This window comes from Flavivirga aquatica (genome assembly GCF_001747085.1).
Lineage (GTDB): Bacteria > Bacteroidota > Bacteroidia > Flavobacteriales > Flavobacteriaceae > Algibacter_C > Algibacter_C aquatica.
Genome location: NZ_MDJD01000007.1, coordinates 687352 through 705855, shown reverse-complemented (window position 1 = coordinate 705855; position 18504 = coordinate 687352). Strand labels below are relative to the sequence as shown.

Genomic DNA, 18504 nt, shown 5'->3' with positions numbered 1-18504 from the left:
TGTAATTGAAGTTACTTTAAAGTGTTCGTTATACATTGTTTTCACTTATTTCCTGTTCTTTATTGGCTTTTAATATTTTATTTAATAAATAGTCTTTACCTAAAATTTCGGAGCACGTTGTTACAGCACTTATTGTGACTCCCAAGATACCATGCATGTTTAGGCTTTGACCTGTAAACATTAAATTTTTAATTTTTGTTCTTGGAGATAAAAAAGATTGCATGGGCTTATTAACATCTTTAACATAACCATACATAGAACCTCTATTACTACCTATATAATCCCTATAAGATAGTGGCGTAGAAGTGTACATTTCTTGAATGCAATCTCTAATATTTGGAAATTTAAGTTCTAATTCTTTTATCAGTTTTTCGGCTTTTTCTTCTTTAAACTGTTCGTAGGTTTGACCTCTTTCATTTTTATGGGAAACAGTATTAAATGTATCTACCCAAGGTTTAACTTCGTCATAATGCATGTAGGTCATTACCGTTATATTATCTCCATAATCGTTCATATTTTTCTTAATTGACATGGACATCATGTACCCTCCTGGCCAACTTTCCTGCGTGTATTTGTGAACATCCCAAACATTATCAGGGTTTTTAAAATGATAGAAGTTTTTATTTTCGTATTTAAATGAATTTGGTTTTAAAACAATGTATAAACTAAACGCAGCAATGGTACTTTCAATTTTATTAACTCTATTGGTATAGGACTTCCTAAATTTATCTTCGCCAACAAGCTTTAAAGTAAGTTTAGGTTCAATATTAGAGATAAACATATCGCCTTTTATTTCTTTTCCGTTTGAGCAAATAGCTGAAGTAATTTTACCATTATCAAAACCAAATTTAACAACGTCATGATGTTTGTATGTTTCTCCACCGTGTTTTTTTAATGTTTTAATTAATGCTTTAGTTATTTGGCTGCCCCCATTAATGCATCTATAAGCGCTTTCTATATAGGAATTTATTGTTAAAGCATGAACATAAAATGGTGTACGCTCACCATCACCAGCATATAAAAAATTTGTTCCTGCAAGTACCGCTTGCAATTTTTTATTATTTGTAAGTGAATTGATGTACTCTTTTGCCTGAAGCTGAAAAATGGCAGGATTATCATGGTAAGCTTTACCTTGTTTTAAGTTATACAACGGAAAATTATCACAGGTTTCCTTCAACTTATTGCAATAAGTTATTATGGCAGGTTCTTCTTCGGGAAACTGTTCTACTAAAACTTCAATGAATTTTTCATAACCTTGTGCATGCTTATATTCGATGGGATCATTATCGAAAGTAACGATATCAAACCCTTTTTCGTCTAGTTTTTTAAGGGATAAATCATCTATAATGTCAATATATTTAAAGTATTGATATAGATTTTGCCCTTTATCTAGTCCACCAATATAATGTACTCCAGTATCAAATATGGTTTTGTTTCTTACAAAAGTTTGTAAATTACCACCATATTGATTGTTTTTTTCAAGTACACAAACACTATAACCTTCTTTTGCTAAAATAATAGCAGAAGCCAAGCCTCCTAATCCACTTCCAACTATTACAATATCATAGTGTGTTTTCATCTATTTTTTATCGTTTAAAAATAATAAGGTTTTCATTTTCATAATACGTCTTAAACCCTAAATCATTAATTGTTTCAGAATATAAATTTCGACTTTCTTTTAATAAAATTAAAAGACTAATATGACTATTCAAAATATTGTTTATTTGCTCTAGAGAGATCCCATTTATATTGATTATTAATACGTTTGCGTGATTTTTAAGGGCTTCATCAATAGTGTTTTCAAAATTAATACGGTTATGCTTATTTGTAATAAAACTATTTTGAAGGATCATGTTAACAGCAACATCTTCAATATAAGAAATTATTTTTCTGTCGATAGCATTTAAAGATAATAGAAAATCCAGTTGTCCATAATCTTTTGAGAGATGAAGGATTGTATCTTTTTTATCAATCGTATTTAAAATAGTACTATAAGTTTCTTTATATGTTTTAAGGTCTTTTTTAACCGTTTTGTATAATGCATCACCTTTATATTTATAGTCATCTAATACTATTTCATGAAAGTAAGTATCGTGTTCAATGTCCTGTCTTAAATCATTAAATTGCTGCTTAAAATCTGCACTTATATTTTTTGTACGTTGTTTATAGCTCTCCCCATATGATTTATTTTCAATAGAAATTCTCTCCAATATTTTTACAGTAAGACTTCCATTTCTAATAAGAAAACTACCTTTTGGGTTAACCTCCGAATTACCATGAATAAGTACTGGAATAATATCTAAATTTAATTTTTCTGCTAAATAAAAAGCCCCTTTATGAAAGCGTTTCATTTTATTTGTTAAAGCTCTTGTTCCTTCTGGGAAAGCCATTAACGAATAGCCTTGATTAACTTTTTCCTGAAGGTGAGATACTCCTTTTTCTATGCCACTGGAAACAGGGTAAAATCCGGCTGCTTGAACAGCTTTACCAAAAACAGGCGAATTGTAAACCCAATCGCTTACCAAAAATATAATTTTTGGATGTAACATACCAACGGCTAAAATGTCTAAAAAAGAGGTGTGATTCGCAATAATTATTGAGGGCTTTTCAAAAGTTTCATTACTAAGGTTTATAACGTTCTTTTTTAGAAAAGGGTTTGTGTATAAAACCGATTTCATATACTTTGAAACTGTTTTATGAAACCATTTCATCTTCGCTTTTTTGCTAACAGGAAGCATTTTTAACAACGTTACACTAAACAAAGAAATTAGAAGCCCTCCTAACCCAAAATACCCAAACGATAGAATGGAGTGGATTAATAACCTTAATGATGTGGGACGTTTCGTTTTACTACCAATAAATAACTTAAACAATAAAGGTTGAAGTGTAAATGAAATGATGAGCGCAGATAAGATCCCAATAATAGAAACTAAAGAAATAGAATACAAAGCAGGATGCTTGGCAAATATTAAAACACCTACTCCTAAAATTGTAGTGATTACAGATAAAATAATGGATGTTTTATGAGTTACTAAAGCTTTTTCTCCTGTTTTATATTCGTGTAATAAACCATTGGTAATAAAAATGCTGTAGTCTATTCCCAAGCCAAAAATAAAAGTGGAAATAATAATATTGAAAATATTGAATTCAATATGGAATAGTCCCATAATTCCAATAGTTAACAACCAGGTTAATGCTATAGGAATACTTGTTACCAAGGTTAATGAAAAGCTTCTGTAAAATATAAAAAGAAGAAGCAACACAACAGCTAGTGAATAAATAACTAGACTATTGAAGTCGTTTTTTAGATTCCCTAAAAAAGTTTCATTCATTTGTCGTCTGTCAATAACAAGTGTTTGTGGGTTATTTTTAAAAGTATCTATTAGTTTTTGTGTATTTTCATCTTGAACTTTAACCAATGTAGTTACCGTAGTAAAATTATTTTTAGAAGTAATATAATCTTCGGTTGAAATCGTTTTTAAAGTTTTATAATCTTCTGTTTTTAGAGGTTTAAAACCAGTGTTTAAAAGAGTATAGAAGGAATGAAATGTATTAGGTTTAAAACCGAATGCACTACCGCTTTCAATAAGGTTATTTTTAGTGTTTGCAATGGTTTCATTATCCCAAAATTCATTCCATTTTGCAATACTTTGTTTTTGAGATTTTTCTGAATTTATTAAAGTTCCAATAGAACTAAAATTTATAATTTGATTTTCTGTTTTAAGCCCTTGTAGTTTTTTATAAATAGCATCATTTACTTGTAGTGCATCTTTTTCTGAAGTTTCATAAGCTACTAAATATACAGACTTTGATGCTATATTGGTTAATGCATCTAAACGTATTTGAGCTTCTTTAAGATGCTGTGGCTCATAATTTAACTTTGTGATATCTTTATTAAAAACAACCGTATTATAAGTGAAAAAGCTAATACCAAATGCGATAATAAGTATTATAAAACCCCACTTTTTTTTATGAAATTGAAACCCAGCAAAGTTATCTATTAAGGTGTGTTTATTTGTCTTTTTTGCTGAATCTTTATATACTAATGGGATAAAAAACAATGCAAAAATAGAAGCCCCCAATACACTTATTGAGGCAAAAACACCTAAATCCTGTAAAGCTTGTGAGTTTAAAAACAGTAAACACAAAAATGCCAAAGCAGTTGTTATACTACTCATTAATAATGGCTTTGTTACTTCTTTATACAAGGCTTTTACATTGTTATTACTTCGTATATGAGTTAATATATGAAGTGAATAATCTAAAGTCACACCAAGTAAGACAGAACCAATACCCAGAGAGATTGCTGATATTTTTACGCGAATTAGATATAGCAAAGCAACTGCTAATAAACCTCCAAATAGTGTAGGAACAAATAAGACAATTGGAATGCTTAGTTTTTTATAAAAAACAATAAGAATAATAAGTAAAATACTCATTGCAATACTAACCGTAAGTTGAATGTCTTGTTTGATTTGTTTTGCATTTGCAACAGCAATTAAAACACCTCCAAAATATTCACTTTGCGCTCTGTTTTTAAATGTGTTATTAAGTTGAGCATTTATTTTATATAAATTTTCTGCAAATTTTGCATTTTCGGCAGTTTCACTAGAGCCTAAAGTTGGAGTTATAAATAGCAAGACATGATTTTTATCTTTACTAATTAAAAAGCCATTGTGAAACGTAAAATCATCACCAAAGCCAAGTTGTTGTAGTTTTTTTAAGGCAATAAACGATAAACCTAAAGGATCTTTTAATATGCTTTCTTTGGCAATAAATCCAGAAGGAGACACCAAAGTCTTATAATTGTTGTTTGTTATGGCATCGATGCTATCTTTTCCTATCTTGTTTTCAATGATTTTATAATCGCTTTCATCTAAAAAGAGAGGCAGGTTTTTATAAACAAAATCTAAAGTTTCAAGAATATCTTCATCTTCAATTTTTCCCTGAATTTGTTTAACATATTTACTGGACGTTATATTTATGCTGTCCATTAATTGTGATGCGTACTGCGTGATATCATCAACAGAACCATCGGGTTTCTTTGTGATATTTACAATAATTTTATCAGCAAAATTTACGGTTTTTAAAACCTTTTGTGCTTCAGAAGTTTTGTCATTAGATGGAATGAGTTTAGTAATATCCTCTTCAAATTCAATTTTAGAAGCTACATATACCAGCGATAAAATTAATAGAAGCAAAGCGATAAAACTTAATAGTTTTTTAGCTACAATTTTTTTATATATGTTATAAAAAACTCTATCCATTATTGAGTACCGCTTTTTTATTTAAAATTAAAAAAAGGAAATAACTTAAAATACCAAAACTGGTTGCAGCTATGATTGCTAAAGAAAAACTACCAACAATATATGTTTTAAGATGTTTTAAAACTTCAAAATTTTCGATCATTTCTTCTCTTGTGTATTCTAATTCTACTCTTAAAATATATTGACCTATTCTTGAGCTGGCATAAAGTATAAAAGGAATAAAAGGAGGGATGCTTATATTCGAAAAAATAAAAGCGATTGTTTTATTTAATTTAAAAATTAAAGCTAAAAAAATAACAAGTGCTGTTTGAAGCCCCCAAAAAGGAGATATACCAATAAAAAGACCTAAAGCTATAGATAATGCTTTTTTAGAAGCCTTATCCTCTGTTCCTAATAAGGTTTCATTAAAAAACCGTTTAAATCCTTTTTTTTTTAATTTTCTAAAAAAATCTCGTGGTTTAATGTATAAAAGAGTAAGTATTACAAGCCATGTGTTTAAAATACTTATTCGTGTAAAATCTTTGAATGGTCTAAAATGAGAAACGCGCTCATTTTCATCATATAACACGCGAACAGGGATGTTTTTAACTGCGACTCCAGACCAAGCAGACTTTACAATAACTTCGATTTCAAATTCAAATTTAGATGTATATAATTTAAGCTTTTTTAATGCTTTTAAAGGATATAACCTAAATCCAGATTGTGTGTCTTGAAGCTTAATTCCAGTTTCCGCCCAAAACCAAAAGTTTGAAAATTTATTACCAAAACTACTTTTTTTAGGCACATCTTTTTGACTCATATTTCGTGCGCCAATAAGTAATATATCTTTGTTGTTACTTTTTTCAAGCTCATTAACAAAAACTGGAATGTCTTCTGTAAAGTGTTGATCATCAGAATCTATGGTAATGGCAAAGTGATACCCTAAAGTTTCGGCATGTTTAAACCCCATGCGTAACGCATTACCTTTGCCTTTGTTTTTTTCTATATGAATTTGTTGAAGTTGTGAATATTCTTCAAGAATTTGTAATGTATTATCTGTAGATCCATCATTAATGATAATAATGTGTTGTGTAAATTGTAAAACGCCATCGATAACTCGCTTTAATGTACGATCGTTATTGTATGTTGGGATTAACACACATACGCTTAAATCGGTAATTTTTTGGTTGGTTAGGTTAATATTCACTTTATTGAAACCTTAAAGCATTATTGGCTCGAAATTACTGTTTTTTCTTCATCACTAAAAGCTTTAGACTGTAAAATATAATCTTTAATGTAACGCTTTAAATTAAGAGACGTAATGCCTTTAAAATGTTTTAAAATGAAGCGTTTGTCTTCTTCAATATTATCTTTATATTTTAAGAGCTTTGGCGTGTTTTCTTGAATCCCTAATCGAACAAAACGAACTTCTATGTTATTTGATGATTTTTCAATGGCATGCTCCACATATGAAACCCCTTCTATAAACAGTGCTTTTTTGTCTTTAATTTTTTTTTCTTGTTTAGCTAACAAAGCAATTGCTGCACCTTTGTAAGCTACTAGGGCTGCTTTATCTTTTTTAGTTATTTTTAAAAGTAGGTTATTAAAAGTCTCTATTTTGTTATGGTCGTGGGCAGCTTCTTTATATGCTTTTCTAACGGTATTAATATCTATTGATAAAATATTTATACTTATTGCCGATATGAGAACCATTAAAAATTTCATATATAAATTATTTTACTATAAAATTTGTCGTAGCTTTTAAAGCTACGGTATCTTCAAATTTAGAAATGTTTTTTACTTTATAGCCTTCATCTGTTTCAGAAATATCCAGTTTTAACTCCAATTTTGGCGTAATAAAAGGGTTAATTATTGCCATGAATTTAATATTACTTGCAGACCGTGTAAATAATTTTTTCTCAACAATACTTTCGGTAATTTCTTTAATAATTTGCATCATGCATACACCAGGCATCACTGGGTTATCAGGGAAGTGTCCTTTAAAAATAACATGGTCTTTATTAATAGTAATATTAGCAGTTATTGAATTATCAATAGCCTCTAAATTATTTATTTTATATAAGTTTTCTAACATATTTTTTTAAAAATTGAATTTATAAAATAACCCCAATTGAAATACGGTATTATGTTGAATCTCATTTTCATAAAGCTCAGAATCAAAATTATGCCAACTACCAGAAAAAACATCTACCAATCCTTGTTTGTATCTAGCTTCTATACCTAATCCGTTTTTAAACTCTATACCAATACCAACGTTAAAAGTAACATCGATAAAGGTGATATCATTTCCTTCGTTATTATTTGAGAGTCCAATAATAGTATCATCTACGTCAAAATCTAACCCTGGACCAATTAAGAAATGAAATCCGGAATCTTTTACAAAGAATTTATTTATTGCCGAGAATGAAATATAATATATTTCAATGTCATCAATAGCTGAAGTGTTTTTAACACTTCCTCCTTGATTGGAATATCCTATTTCTGGTTGAAGAGCATATAAATCTGAAAATTTAAAATGCCCAAAAACACTAAAATATCCACTTGTTTTTTGATCTAAGTCTGCATTAGAAAGATTAGAAAGGTTAATACCACCACGTATTCCAAATGATTTTTTTGTTTGCGAATAGGAGCTTGTAAAAATTCCAAATGCGACTAAAATGACTAAAATATTTTTCATAATTTTTTATTTATTGATTCAAGGCAGGTCATTTATTAATTTAAAAATCGAATTTATAAGTTGCTCCTATTTGAAAAACTTTATTTAATATTAAATTGTCTACATTGTTATTTCTATTAGTGTTGTTAACATTACTTCCATATATGTCAACTAATCCAATATTATATCTAGCTTCAATGCCTAAACCGAAAGGGAGATCGTAACCTAGACCACCAAAAATTAAAAAATCAAAACCTTCTAAATTTTCATCAAAATTATTCTCTATATTATCGCCTACTTTAATGTTTATACTAGGGCCAACAATGGCGTGTAAACCAATGGCTTTAAAAGGATAAAATTTGTTCGTTAAAGCGACACCTAAATACTGGGTCTCAAAATCATCAAATCCAGAAATTATAGATTTGCCTCCTTGTCTTGAATAATTTATTTCTGGTTGCAATGCATAAAAGTTAACAAATTTAATTTTGACAAATGCTCCAATATAAAAATCTGTTTTATCATCTAAATTGGTGTTAGTTAAATTCGAGAAATTAGCACCAGCTCTAACTCCTGGCTTAATTTTTATTTGAGAAAAGGTAACTGTGCTTAGTAAGATTAACACTAATGTTATAAATGATTTTTTCATTTAATTAATTGATTTTAAATTAATTTTTAGTTTAATATTTGAGTGTGAAATTTTAATTTGATTTGCAATGATATTATTAATTTCTAAAAATAAAAAGATGACTTTTTCTTTTCCATTTTTTACACGTGTGATTTTGTTTAACTGTTGTGTTTCAAAATAAAAATGTTTTTTGTTTTCTAAAGCAGTTTCATAAACTAAAGTATCTTGTAATGAATACGATTTAATAACAGGTAATTCCTCTTGTACAAGTGTTTTAAAGTCTTTTTTTAAGATGTTAATTAAAATGGCTTTATCGATATCTTCGATAATGAAATTAACCTTAAAAGTATCATTCAAAAAAGAAAAATCGAAAATTTTATTTCCCATTTCTGTTGTAAATACTATGCGATGGTTAGCTTCTCCTAGTTTTTTTACTATAAAAATGCCACTAAAATGATTATTATAAACAGTAATGTTTGCTTTATAAACATAATCTTTTTTTTCATTTGAAAAGTATGGATTATGAATTGTTTTATTTGATGTTGTCTGTATTTGAAAATTATTCTTTTTAGAATACGAACCACATGCCATAAAAAGCAAACAGAAGCTACTGATTAAATATCGCATCTGGTAGTTTTGTATTTACTGTTCGATTACTAAAAACAATTTTTGTATAATCTTCTGATGGTTCTATCATTTTCAACTCTACAACATCACCATTTTCATTAAATATTATCTGAAATTTTTTTATGTATTTCGAGAATTTTTTGTCTTTTGGACTAAAGTAAACTTCACTATTCGTACCATTTTTAAAATATGTAATATCAAATTCATTTTCATCAAATAAATCTCCTTTTACACTATTTATAATTAGGGTGTTTAGCTGTTTAAACATCTTGTTTGATCCAATATCTATATTGCTTTTTTTACCTTCATTATTAATAAAAAGCGTTTCGTTTTTAAATAACACAGCATATTTATAAGGCGTTATATATTCCCATTTTACCATACTGGGAGATTTAAACGATAGTTTACCTGAAGTTATAATATCGTTAGATAAAAAACCTAAATGTTTATATTGTGTAAAGTCACTTAATAAGGTGTTTATTGTAGAGGCTTTTGCTTTTACTTTTGCTTTTAAAGTGGCAGACTCTGCTGTATCCATTTTGGTTTGCGCATGTAATGCAGCACCCATAAAAAATACTATATAAATAATATTACGCATATGCTTTTATGTTGAATAGAGAATCTATAGTAACAGATTCCATATTTTGTTGTTGTAAAAATAACAATAACCGTTCCAATACTGTAATTGTTTTTAAACTTGTATCGTGAAGCAAGATAACATCGCCTTTTGAAAGTTTTTTTGTGATACGATTAAATATCATTTTGTGAGTTCTTGAAGTTGTATCTAAAGAACGAATATTCCATCCTATTGGTTGTAATCCAATTAATTTTATTGCTTTCTTTATTCTTGGGTTTGTTACACCAAAAGCTGGTCGGTATAATTGCATTGTGAATCCTTCGATCTGTTTAGCAACAGCGTTTGTTTTTTGTAATTCATCAATTACCTTTTTAGTTTTAAAAAAGCCAAAATTATTTGCATGTGTATAGGTGTGATTACCAACAGTATGTCCTTGGTTTATGATTTCTTTGAAGATATTTGGATATGCATCAATGTGCTTACCAACACAAAAAAAAGTCGCTTTGGCATTGTACTTTTTTAAAAGTTCTAAAACTTTGGGTGTGAATTCTGGATGTGGACCATCATCAAAAGTAATTGCGATTCTATTTTCTTTAATTATTTTATTAGAATGGAGTGATTTAATATGATAGTTCCATTTTATAAAAAAAGAACCAGCAGTAGTAATCAAAAACCAGATAATTACCAATATAATTAATGGCCATAAAGACCATTTATAATAGTAGCTTGTAAATAATGAAACAAGCATAGCTATAATTGTAATTATATTTACCGATTTATAATTTAGCATCTACGCAATAAAGTGAAGCTATGGTTTTCTCCTCTATATTGATTATAAAGTAAAACAGTTTTATAATTTGAAGGTTGAATATTGTTAAGTTTTACTTGTTCTGGAAGTTTTTGAGTTTTCAAAATTTTAGATGCCAGCCACACACCAAACGATGATGCTGTGTTAAACTCACCACACAAATGTTTGTAATAAACTTGTTGTGTGTTTTTAAAAATTCCAGCACTTAATTCATTATAAAAACCGTCATACCTGACATCTCCATTGTTCCCTAAAATCAAAAGGTCTATAACTTCAGTATTTAAGTTATTCTCTTTTAAGAAAGCACTGGCAGTATCAGTAATACTTGTATTTCCAAGTGTGTTATATGTTCTTATTTCTACAATTTGAGCATAGCTAGATTCTTGCTTAAGATTAGATAACACAAAGAAATTTGCCCCTTCACTAAAAACAGCTCCCTCTGTTTTAGAACGCAATAAATCTGTGGAATTTACTTTTTCTTTTTTTATATGATTAACAAGCTTATGTAAGGAGCAAGTATAATCTTCTATTTCATCTACACCTCCAACTAAAATAGTGTTGGCTTCATTGTTTTCTAGCATTAACTTAGCGTCTAGTACTGCAGACTCAAAAGATATACTTGCATGTACATAGGTGAAATTATAACCTTTACATTGCAGGCCAAGAGCTATTTGTCCTCCAACGGTGTTATGTGTAGATTGTATAAAAGATGTTGGTGTTAAAAACTGTTCATCATTATTTATAATAGCGCTTAAAAATTTCTCGGAATCTTTAAGACAACCCATTCCTGTTCCTGTAATTATAGCATCTACTGTTTCTAAATTTGCTTCATTTAGAGCTATTTTAGAAGCAACAACGCCCATTTTAACTCCTTTTGCCATTCTACGAGAATTTGCTGGAGAAATATAGTCTTTGTAGTTTGGGTCTACTGCTAAAATGATATGGTCTTCGTAAGAAATGATTTCATCTAAAAATGATGAATTATCAAACGTTTTTTGGCATGAAATTGAACCAAGACTATTTATATAAACGGGTTTCATTGTTTTTTTGAAAAAATAACGGTTGAACAATTACCTCCAAACCCTAATGAATTTGATAATACCGTATGCAATTCTTTTTCTTTAAGTTCTAATTGCGGTGTCATACTAAATTCCTTCATTTGGGTTTTAAAATTCAAATTGGGATAAATCACATTATTCTGAAGTGCCAAAACGGAATATACGGCTTCAATAGCTCCAGCAGCAGCAAGCGTATGTCCAGTATATGCCTTTGTTGAACTAAAATCTGGAACATGCTTATCAAACACTCTTAAAATGGCACGTCCTTCGGATAAATCATTATTTCCAGTCGCTGTGCCATGCGCGTTAATATAATCGATATCACTTGAAGATAAATCGGCTATCTTTAGCGCTTTTTGCATGGCTAGTGTTGCGCCATCCCCATTTTCAGATGATGCCGTTTGATGATAAGCATCATTGGCATTACCATATCCTTTTACATAAGCTAAAACAGGTTTGTTTTCTGCTTGTACAACCTTATCAGATTCCAGCACCAAAAAGGCAGCGGCTTCACCTAAATTTAATCCTTTTCTGTTTTCATCGAAAGGTGTATTGTACGTATCTGATAAAATCATTAAGGTTTTAAAACCATTTATGGTGAATTTTGATAAGCAGTCCGACCCTCCAACAATAACTCTGTCCAATTGTCCAGATTTTATTAATCTGGCGCCAAGCATAATCGCATTTGCAGCAGAAGAACAAGCTGTACTTATTGTTGTTACTAAACTTTGTTCTATCCCTAATTGTTCTGCGATTTTTTGAGTAGAATCTCCTGCATGATGCCCTGCTATATACTTTTGAGTTGCTTTGTCCTTAAAATAATCATGATAATGTATTTCGGTCTTATCCATTCCACCTACACTTGTTGCAGATATTAATCCAGTTTTATACGTGTTTATATTAGAAATTCCTGCGTTGTTAATAGCTTGTTTTGCTGCTATTGCACCCAGTAATGCTGTTCGGGAATAATCATTATCTGGTGTTAGGCCAAGTTGTTGTTCTAATTCTTGATTTGTAAAAGCAATTTCACCAACCATAATATGATCCTTATGAATGGTTTTAATTTTTGAAATTCTTGTAATTCCAGTTTTACCTTCTATAAGTGATCTGTAATTCTCTTCTACATTGTTTCCTATAGAAGAAATAATTCCCATTCCGGTAATAGCTATGCCTTTACTCATATTTTATCATTCCTGTGAAGGTAGGAAGTTTATTTGTTAAACTAGTTAGAGATTAAACAACAATCGATAACCATTTCTGAATTTATGATGGTGTTTTATGAACGGTTTGACAATTTCTAGTTTGAGAGGTAATAGGTACTCGTAAAAATACTAAATAGTTTACTTTGTTCTATTCTCAAAAATATATTTAGCCATGACATTTATAGATTCGAAAATAGCACGTCCTTCTTTTGGATCTGTTAATTTAATACCATAATTTTTATCTAGCATCACAATAAGTTCTAATGCATCAATTGAGTCTAAACCTAAACCATCTCCAAATAACATATCGTTGTCATCTATATCTTCTACCGCTATATCCTCAAGGTTTAGTTGCTCTACAATATTTTCTTTTAGTTCTTGTTTTAAATCCTCCATATTATGTATTATATAATTTTAATATATTTTGTTTATTGTGTGTTATTGATCCCTCATTAGTAACTAAATATAAAAAAGCTTCATAGTGATCTCCATCTAATTCAACCCAACCACAAAGTACTTTTTCTGTTTTATTTGTTGCTAATAAGCTATTGGTGTAGTCCAGTAAATGTTGCGCGTTGAAAGCATCAAAGATAAAAAAACTATTTTCAGAAAACAGCTTGTATTTTATACTAATTTCTCCAATGCAAATATTGGGTAATGTGTAAACAAAAATAGCTGGGCTCGGAAAGTAATCTTCTTTATTTTGAATGGAATTTTGGTGCTTTCGGTCTGTATCTATACTTGATGCTTTGTTTGAAAATACAATAGCTATATTGTTTTCTTCTTCTTGTTTTAAACCTTCGTTTTTTAATAAAATATCTGCAGCTAAAAATGCTAATTTGCTCAAAGCATCCATTTTGAAAAATTTCGCATAATCTGTTTCAAAAGATTTATACGCTGCTTTTATAAATTCTAAAAAATCATTGTTTTCATCATTATAAATCACAGAACCATTTAAGGATACCGTATTGTTTTTAATGTTACAAAAAGAGGTTATATGATATTGAGAATTCATTAGTTTATTACTTTTTTTTACAAACTAATATAGTATGATACTCTCCAATACTAATATCTTCTTTAATAACGAGTCCTACTCTATCTATTAGTTTTAAAAATACTTTAGCTGGATACATTTTACTATTTCCATTTGCTAATACCGTAAAATAAAGAGAGGTTGCTTCTAAAATAAATTTAGCGTTATCAAATTTCTGTCTATCCGTAAAAGTTTCCATAATTAATAGTTCTGTTTCATCACTCATAGATTTAACAGAAGCTGTTAATATTTTAAGAATTTCTTCTTCAGAAAAACAATCTAAAAATTGACTCATCCATATAGTATCTGCACCATTTGGAATTTTAGGGTTATCTTTTAACCAATCTATTTCATGGCCAGAAACTCTTTTTTCAAAGCCTTTCTTTTTAACATTAGCAAGTGCTTTATTTAATTGTCCTGGTAAATCAATTATTTTTATAGAGACATCTTTATTATAATTACAAGAACTTATTGCAAATTTTCCTGTATTACCTCCAATATCAAATATGGTATTTGGGCTATTTCTAAAAACTATTTTTAAAGCATCACTAAATACAGCATCAGAATAATGATGATCAAATTCAAACCAAGATTTTTGAACTTCAGGAGTTAGTTGAGATAATCCTTCATAAACCGTATCCCAATTACCAAGTTCTTTTAAGCCTGTTGGTTTTCCTGTTTTTATAGATTCATTTAAATGGAATAGTCCTTTATAGCAAACATCATTAGTAAAGTTTATATTAACGTTTACAGTCTCATTATAATTTAAAAAATAGCCTGTAGTGGTTAATTGATAGTTACCTGTATCGTCTTTGGTAACAATACTAGAACTTTCTGCTATTTCTAATAAAACACCTATACCATAAGTACTAATTGACAATTCTTTAGAAATGTCATCTATTGTAATTCCTCCTTTTTTTCTTCTGTCAAAAATTAAGCTAAGAACACCTAGCTTTCTTAATGAAACTGTTGCTTGAAATACAAAAGGTGCAAAAGCAATTTTTTGTGCTTCTTGAATAGCGTCAATAGCCCTTATTGAGGTGTTTTCCATAATTAATTTTTATAAGTTGTTCACTTTTTTAAATATTACTGCTGTATTACTGCCACCAAAACCTGACGCTGTTTTAAGGAAAAAGTTCATTTTTTTAGGTGTCATTTTAGTAATGACATTAATTGGTTGTGTAACACCTAATGTTTCAAAACCTAAAGAGGCGTATAAGGTGTTATTAGAGAGTGAATGCATGCCAACAATAGTTTCTAATAGACCAGAGGCGCCTAAAGTGTGTCCGAAATAGCCTTTTAAACTATTTATAGGAACATCTTGCAGGCCTAATCTATTAAACGCAATGGCCTCCATTTCGTCATTATATTGTGTTGCTGTTCCATGAGCAGAAATATAATCGATACTTTCATGCGATATATTAGCTTCTTTAAAGGCCGATTTTATGCTTCTATATAAGCCTTCTCCTGTTCGGGAAGGTCCCGAAATATGATTAGCATCATTACAAGAACCTTCGCCTAAAACGGCAACAGCTTCTTTTGCCAGATTTGTTTTATCATTAGTTACCAATATACTTGCAGCAACTTCACCAATGTTGATCCCAGTACGATTTTTACAGTAGGGTTTACAAGGCGCATTACTTAATGCCTGAAATGAATTGAATCCAGACAAAATAAATTCTGTAACGATATCTCCACTTACAATAAATACATGATCATAAACGCCTTGATTGATATAACGTTTTGCAACGGCAACGGCTAAAATCCCTGAAACACAAGCATTAGAAATAACAATAGCATCGTTTTTAAATTTAAAAAAATCTTTTATTTTTTTCCCTAAAACACTTAAATAAGCACGTTCTTTAGGGAATTCATTGTTTTTATCTAAAACATCAATATTTCCTTTTGTAGTCGAAATAATTAAACCAACATTTTTGTTTAAAGGAATTTTAGATGATTGAATAACACTATTTAGCGATGTTATCATCATCTGTTCTAAGCGAGTAAAATGGTCTTCGTTTTTTAAAGATTTAAAACTTTTACTTAAGGCCTTTGTATCTATTATTGATGAATAAAAAGGTTGAGGTAATAGATTTTTATCGTTAATTAATTGTAACCCGGAAATTTGATTATGAATATTGTCCACAACAGTTTCACTATCAAACCCGAGTGATGAGGTTATATTATTATATGATAGGTAAACATTAGTCATTTAAAAGTCCTACTTTTTGTTTCCATTTCTTAAAAAACTCTGGAATTGTTAAAGATAGATCACCTTGACCTGTATGGTCTACAAAAACTTGAACTGTTTCACCAGTGCAAACAAGTTGATTTTCCTGATTAAAAATTTCATATCTAAAAATCATTTTTGCAGCTGGACTGTCTACATATATTGTTTTTATTGTGGCAACATCTCCATAACGCAATGGTAATTTGTGCTCGCTACTTGATTTAACAATTGGTGTTGCATAACCAAAATCTTTTTGATTTAAATATGAAATACCATGGTGTCTGCCAAAAGCTTCTCGACCATCTTCGAAGTACTGTATATAATTACCATGCCAAACAATTCCTAAAGGATCTGTTTCTACAAATCGAACCCTGACCTTGCTAATAAAGCTAATTTCTTTATTGCTTTTAGACTGCATTTTTCTTTTCATTATAAACTATAGCAATTAGGGTTGTGATGATAAAAAACAAAAATAGTAATGTTATTTCTGGAACGATCTCTAAAAGGCTAGAATTCCTTAAAAAGACATCGTAAAATGCATTTAACCCCCAATTCATAGGGGAAATCTTAGATAGAGTCTGCATAAATTCTGGCATAATAAACACTGGAACCCAAACGCCTCCTAAAGCAGCTAAAATAACTACAAAAGTTGCTCCAAATGGAGCGGATTGTTCTTGAGTTTTAGCAATAGTGCCCAGAAGTAAGCCTAACCCAATAGCTGCTAAACCAGCAAAAAGGGCGACTAAAAATAAAAGAGGAAATTTTCCTGAAACATTTAGCGTTGGCAATCCTATGGCTGGGAATAAGTAAATTCCAATAAGCAACATTAGCATAAACTGAATTAAACAAACTATTAAATAGATGACCGTTTTCCCTCCAAGTACTGTTAAATAAGATACAGGGTTTGTTCTTAGACGTACAAAAGTTCCTTGGCTTTTTTCTTTTACAATATTAATTGATAAGGGTACAATAATAAAGAATATGGCAAAAAGCGTCCAAGCTGGAACATTATGTTGTACAGAGTTTGGTAAGATATTTTCGTCCTTATTTTTTGGTAGTATTTCTTTAAAGCTTATAAAATTTTCTGTTTCAAAAATGATTTCTGAAGGATCATCTGTTATTTGTTTTTGAAATGCATTATAAATAGATTGGGTTTCTATTCTAGAAATCATTTTATCCACCTCATTTTTTACTGAGTTTTTAAAAGAAAACTGTGTTGCGGGATCAAAATATAATTTGACTTCTTTTGCTAAAAAGACTTTTTTTGGTTGATTTTCTACTATAACTTCTTCATCTAAACCAAATTTATTTAAAATACCTTCAACATTTTGATTTATTTTGTTTTCAAGGTCTGAAGATAAGTTTTCAGGAATTACGATAGCTAATTGATTTTTTCCTTTAAAAACCAAATTCTTAGCGTCTTCTTCAATATTAATTTTAATAACTTCAAATATATTGGACTCTTCAAGCCCTTTAACGATCGTTTCAGAAACAGATCCTTTATCGTTATCTACTAAAAGTATAGGGATTTTAGTTTCACTTACAGTTTTAAATGTACTATCCTGAATTATAGTAATAGTAACTATTAATACTAAAGGCATAATGAATAATATGGCAATCCCGCCAATATCTCTGGTGAGTAATAAAAACTCTTTGTATGTAGATGCTAGTAATTTATGCATGATCTCTTAAGGCATGTCCGGTTAGAGCTAAAAATATATCTTCAAGATTATTAGCATTTTTTTGATCATTAATTAAGCTTTTTGGAGGGCCTTGTGTTATTATTTTTCCATGATCTATTATAGCAACTTTAGTACAAAAGGCTTCTGCTTCATTTAGATGATGTGATGTGTAAATTATTGTAGTTCCTTTTTTGTTAAGCTCTTTTAAGTAATTTATAATTACGTTTTTAGATTGAACATCGACTCCAACAGTTGGTTCGTCCAAAAACAGCACTTTTGGATCGTGTAGAATACTTGCAATTAAATTGATTCGACGTTTCATCCCGCCAGAAAAAGTATTTATTTTTTTATTTGAGAATTGTGACAATCCTAGAGTTTGCAATGCAGCCTTTATTTTTATTTTTAATTTGTTTCCTTTTAAACCATACATACTTCCAAAATACATGAGGTTTTCAAAAGCGGTTAAAGTTGGATATAAAGCATATTCTTGGGGGACTATACCTATAAGTTGTTTTAATTGATTTTTGTTTTTTTTATAAGTAAGACCGTTAATAACAAATGAGCCAGAAGTTGGTTTAATTAATGAGCATAACAGCGAAATTAATGTTGTTTTTCCTGCTCCATTTGGACCTAACAGCCCAAAAATGTCCTTTTCAGAAATACTCAAGTCTAAATTGGACACAGAGAATATATCTGCCCCTTTATACTTTTTAGATAATTGTTTAATTTCAATCATGTA

The 18504-nt window shown here is 29.5% G+C and carries 19 protein-coding genes; all 19 read right to left on the bottom strand.

Annotated features, from left to right (window positions below; all coding sequences use genetic code 11):
- Positions 1-28: 28 nt before the first annotated feature.
- On the bottom strand, positions 29-1579 hold the full coding sequence (locus A8C32_RS03620; RefSeq protein WP_069829071.1) for a phytoene desaturase family protein: 1551 nt from the start codon (positions 1577-1579) through the stop codon (positions 29-31).
- 7 nt (positions 1580-1586) lie between these two features.
- Positions 1587-5267 (bottom strand): MMPL family transporter, encoded by a 3681-nt coding sequence (locus A8C32_RS03615; RefSeq protein ID WP_069829070.1) that lies wholly within the window; start codon positions 5265-5267, stop codon positions 1587-1589.
- Positions 5260-6453, bottom strand: a complete 1194-nt coding sequence (locus A8C32_RS03610; protein WP_069829069.1) for a DUF2062 domain-containing protein — start codon at positions 6451-6453, stop codon at positions 5260-5262. The genes A8C32_RS03615 and A8C32_RS03610 overlap by 8 nt, the downstream gene beginning before the upstream one ends.
- Before the next feature lie 20 nt (positions 6454-6473).
- A complete protein-coding gene (locus tag A8C32_RS03605) occupies positions 6474-6971 on the bottom strand; it encodes a hypothetical protein (RefSeq protein WP_069829068.1) in 498 nt (165 codons plus the stop codon).
- Positions 6972-6978: 7 nt separating this feature from the next.
- Complete coding sequence (locus A8C32_RS03600; protein WP_069829067.1) at positions 6979-7341, bottom strand: ApeI family dehydratase; 363 nt, start codon at positions 7339-7341, stop codon at positions 6979-6981.
- 6 nt (positions 7342-7347) lie between these two features.
- Positions 7348-7944: an outer membrane beta-barrel protein gene (locus A8C32_RS03595; RefSeq protein ID WP_069829066.1), complete on the bottom strand. Its 597-nt coding sequence runs from the start codon at positions 7942-7944 to the stop codon at positions 7348-7350.
- Positions 7945-7984: 40 nt separating this feature from the next.
- Positions 7985-8569, bottom strand: coding sequence for an outer membrane beta-barrel protein (locus tag A8C32_RS03590; protein WP_069829065.1), 585 nt, complete (start codon positions 8567-8569; stop codon positions 7985-7987).
- The gene (gene lolB2, locus A8C32_RS03585; protein ID WP_083253228.1) at positions 8570-9175 is read right to left on the bottom strand and encodes a flexirubin biosynthesis protein LolB2; all 606 of its coding nucleotides are present in this window, start codon (positions 9173-9175) and stop codon (positions 8570-8572) included. It abuts the gene before it with no gap.
- Positions 9156-9773, bottom strand: coding sequence for a flexirubin biosynthesis/transport protein LolA2 (lolA2, locus tag A8C32_RS03580; RefSeq protein ID WP_069829063.1), 618 nt, complete (start codon positions 9771-9773; stop codon positions 9156-9158). Before lolA2 ends, lolB2 begins: the two co-directional genes overlap by 20 nt.
- Positions 9766-10500, bottom strand: coding sequence for a polysaccharide deacetylase family protein (locus tag A8C32_RS03575; RefSeq protein WP_240491679.1), 735 nt, complete (start codon positions 10498-10500; stop codon positions 9766-9768). The genes lolA2 and A8C32_RS03575 overlap by 8 nt, the downstream gene beginning before the upstream one ends.
- A 35-nt stretch (positions 10501-10535) precedes the next feature.
- Positions 10536-11600: a beta-ketoacyl synthase N-terminal-like domain-containing protein gene (locus A8C32_RS03570; RefSeq protein ID WP_069829061.1), complete on the bottom strand. Its 1065-nt coding sequence runs from the start codon at positions 11598-11600 to the stop codon at positions 10536-10538.
- Entirely contained in the window at positions 11597-12799 is a 1203-nt protein-coding gene (locus A8C32_RS03565) for a beta-ketoacyl-[acyl-carrier-protein] synthase family protein (protein WP_069829060.1), read from the bottom strand. The genes A8C32_RS03570 and A8C32_RS03565 overlap by 4 nt, the downstream gene beginning before the upstream one ends.
- 159 nt (positions 12800-12958) lie before the next feature.
- Positions 12959-13216: a phosphopantetheine-binding protein gene (locus A8C32_RS03560; protein WP_069829059.1), complete on the bottom strand. Its 258-nt coding sequence runs from the start codon at positions 13214-13216 to the stop codon at positions 12959-12961.
- Between the two features lies 1 nt (position 13217).
- On the bottom strand, positions 13218-13835 hold the full coding sequence (locus A8C32_RS03555) for a 3-oxoacyl-ACP synthase (RefSeq protein WP_069829058.1): 618 nt from the start codon (positions 13833-13835) through the stop codon (positions 13218-13220).
- Between the two features lie 7 nt (positions 13836-13842).
- The gene (locus A8C32_RS03550; protein ID WP_069829057.1) at positions 13843-14904 is read right to left on the bottom strand and encodes a methyltransferase; all 1062 of its coding nucleotides are present in this window, start codon (positions 14902-14904) and stop codon (positions 13843-13845) included.
- Between the two features lie 9 nt (positions 14905-14913).
- On the bottom strand, positions 14914-16065 hold the full coding sequence (locus A8C32_RS03545; protein ID WP_069829056.1) for a beta-ketoacyl synthase N-terminal-like domain-containing protein: 1152 nt from the start codon (positions 16063-16065) through the stop codon (positions 14914-14916).
- The gene (locus tag A8C32_RS03540; protein ID WP_432416485.1) at positions 16058-16501 is read right to left on the bottom strand and encodes an acyl-CoA thioesterase; all 444 of its coding nucleotides are present in this window, start codon (positions 16499-16501) and stop codon (positions 16058-16060) included. The genes A8C32_RS03545 and A8C32_RS03540 overlap by 8 nt, the downstream gene beginning before the upstream one ends.
- Positions 16491-17765, bottom strand: a complete 1275-nt coding sequence (locus A8C32_RS03535; RefSeq protein WP_069829054.1) for an ABC transporter permease — start codon at positions 17763-17765, stop codon at positions 16491-16493. The genes A8C32_RS03540 and A8C32_RS03535 overlap by 11 nt, the downstream gene beginning before the upstream one ends.
- A complete protein-coding gene (locus tag A8C32_RS03530; RefSeq protein WP_069829053.1) occupies positions 17758-18501 on the bottom strand; it encodes an ABC transporter ATP-binding protein in 744 nt (247 codons plus the stop codon). Before A8C32_RS03530 ends, A8C32_RS03535 begins: the two co-directional genes overlap by 8 nt.
- Between the last annotated feature and the right edge of the window lie 3 nt (positions 18502-18504).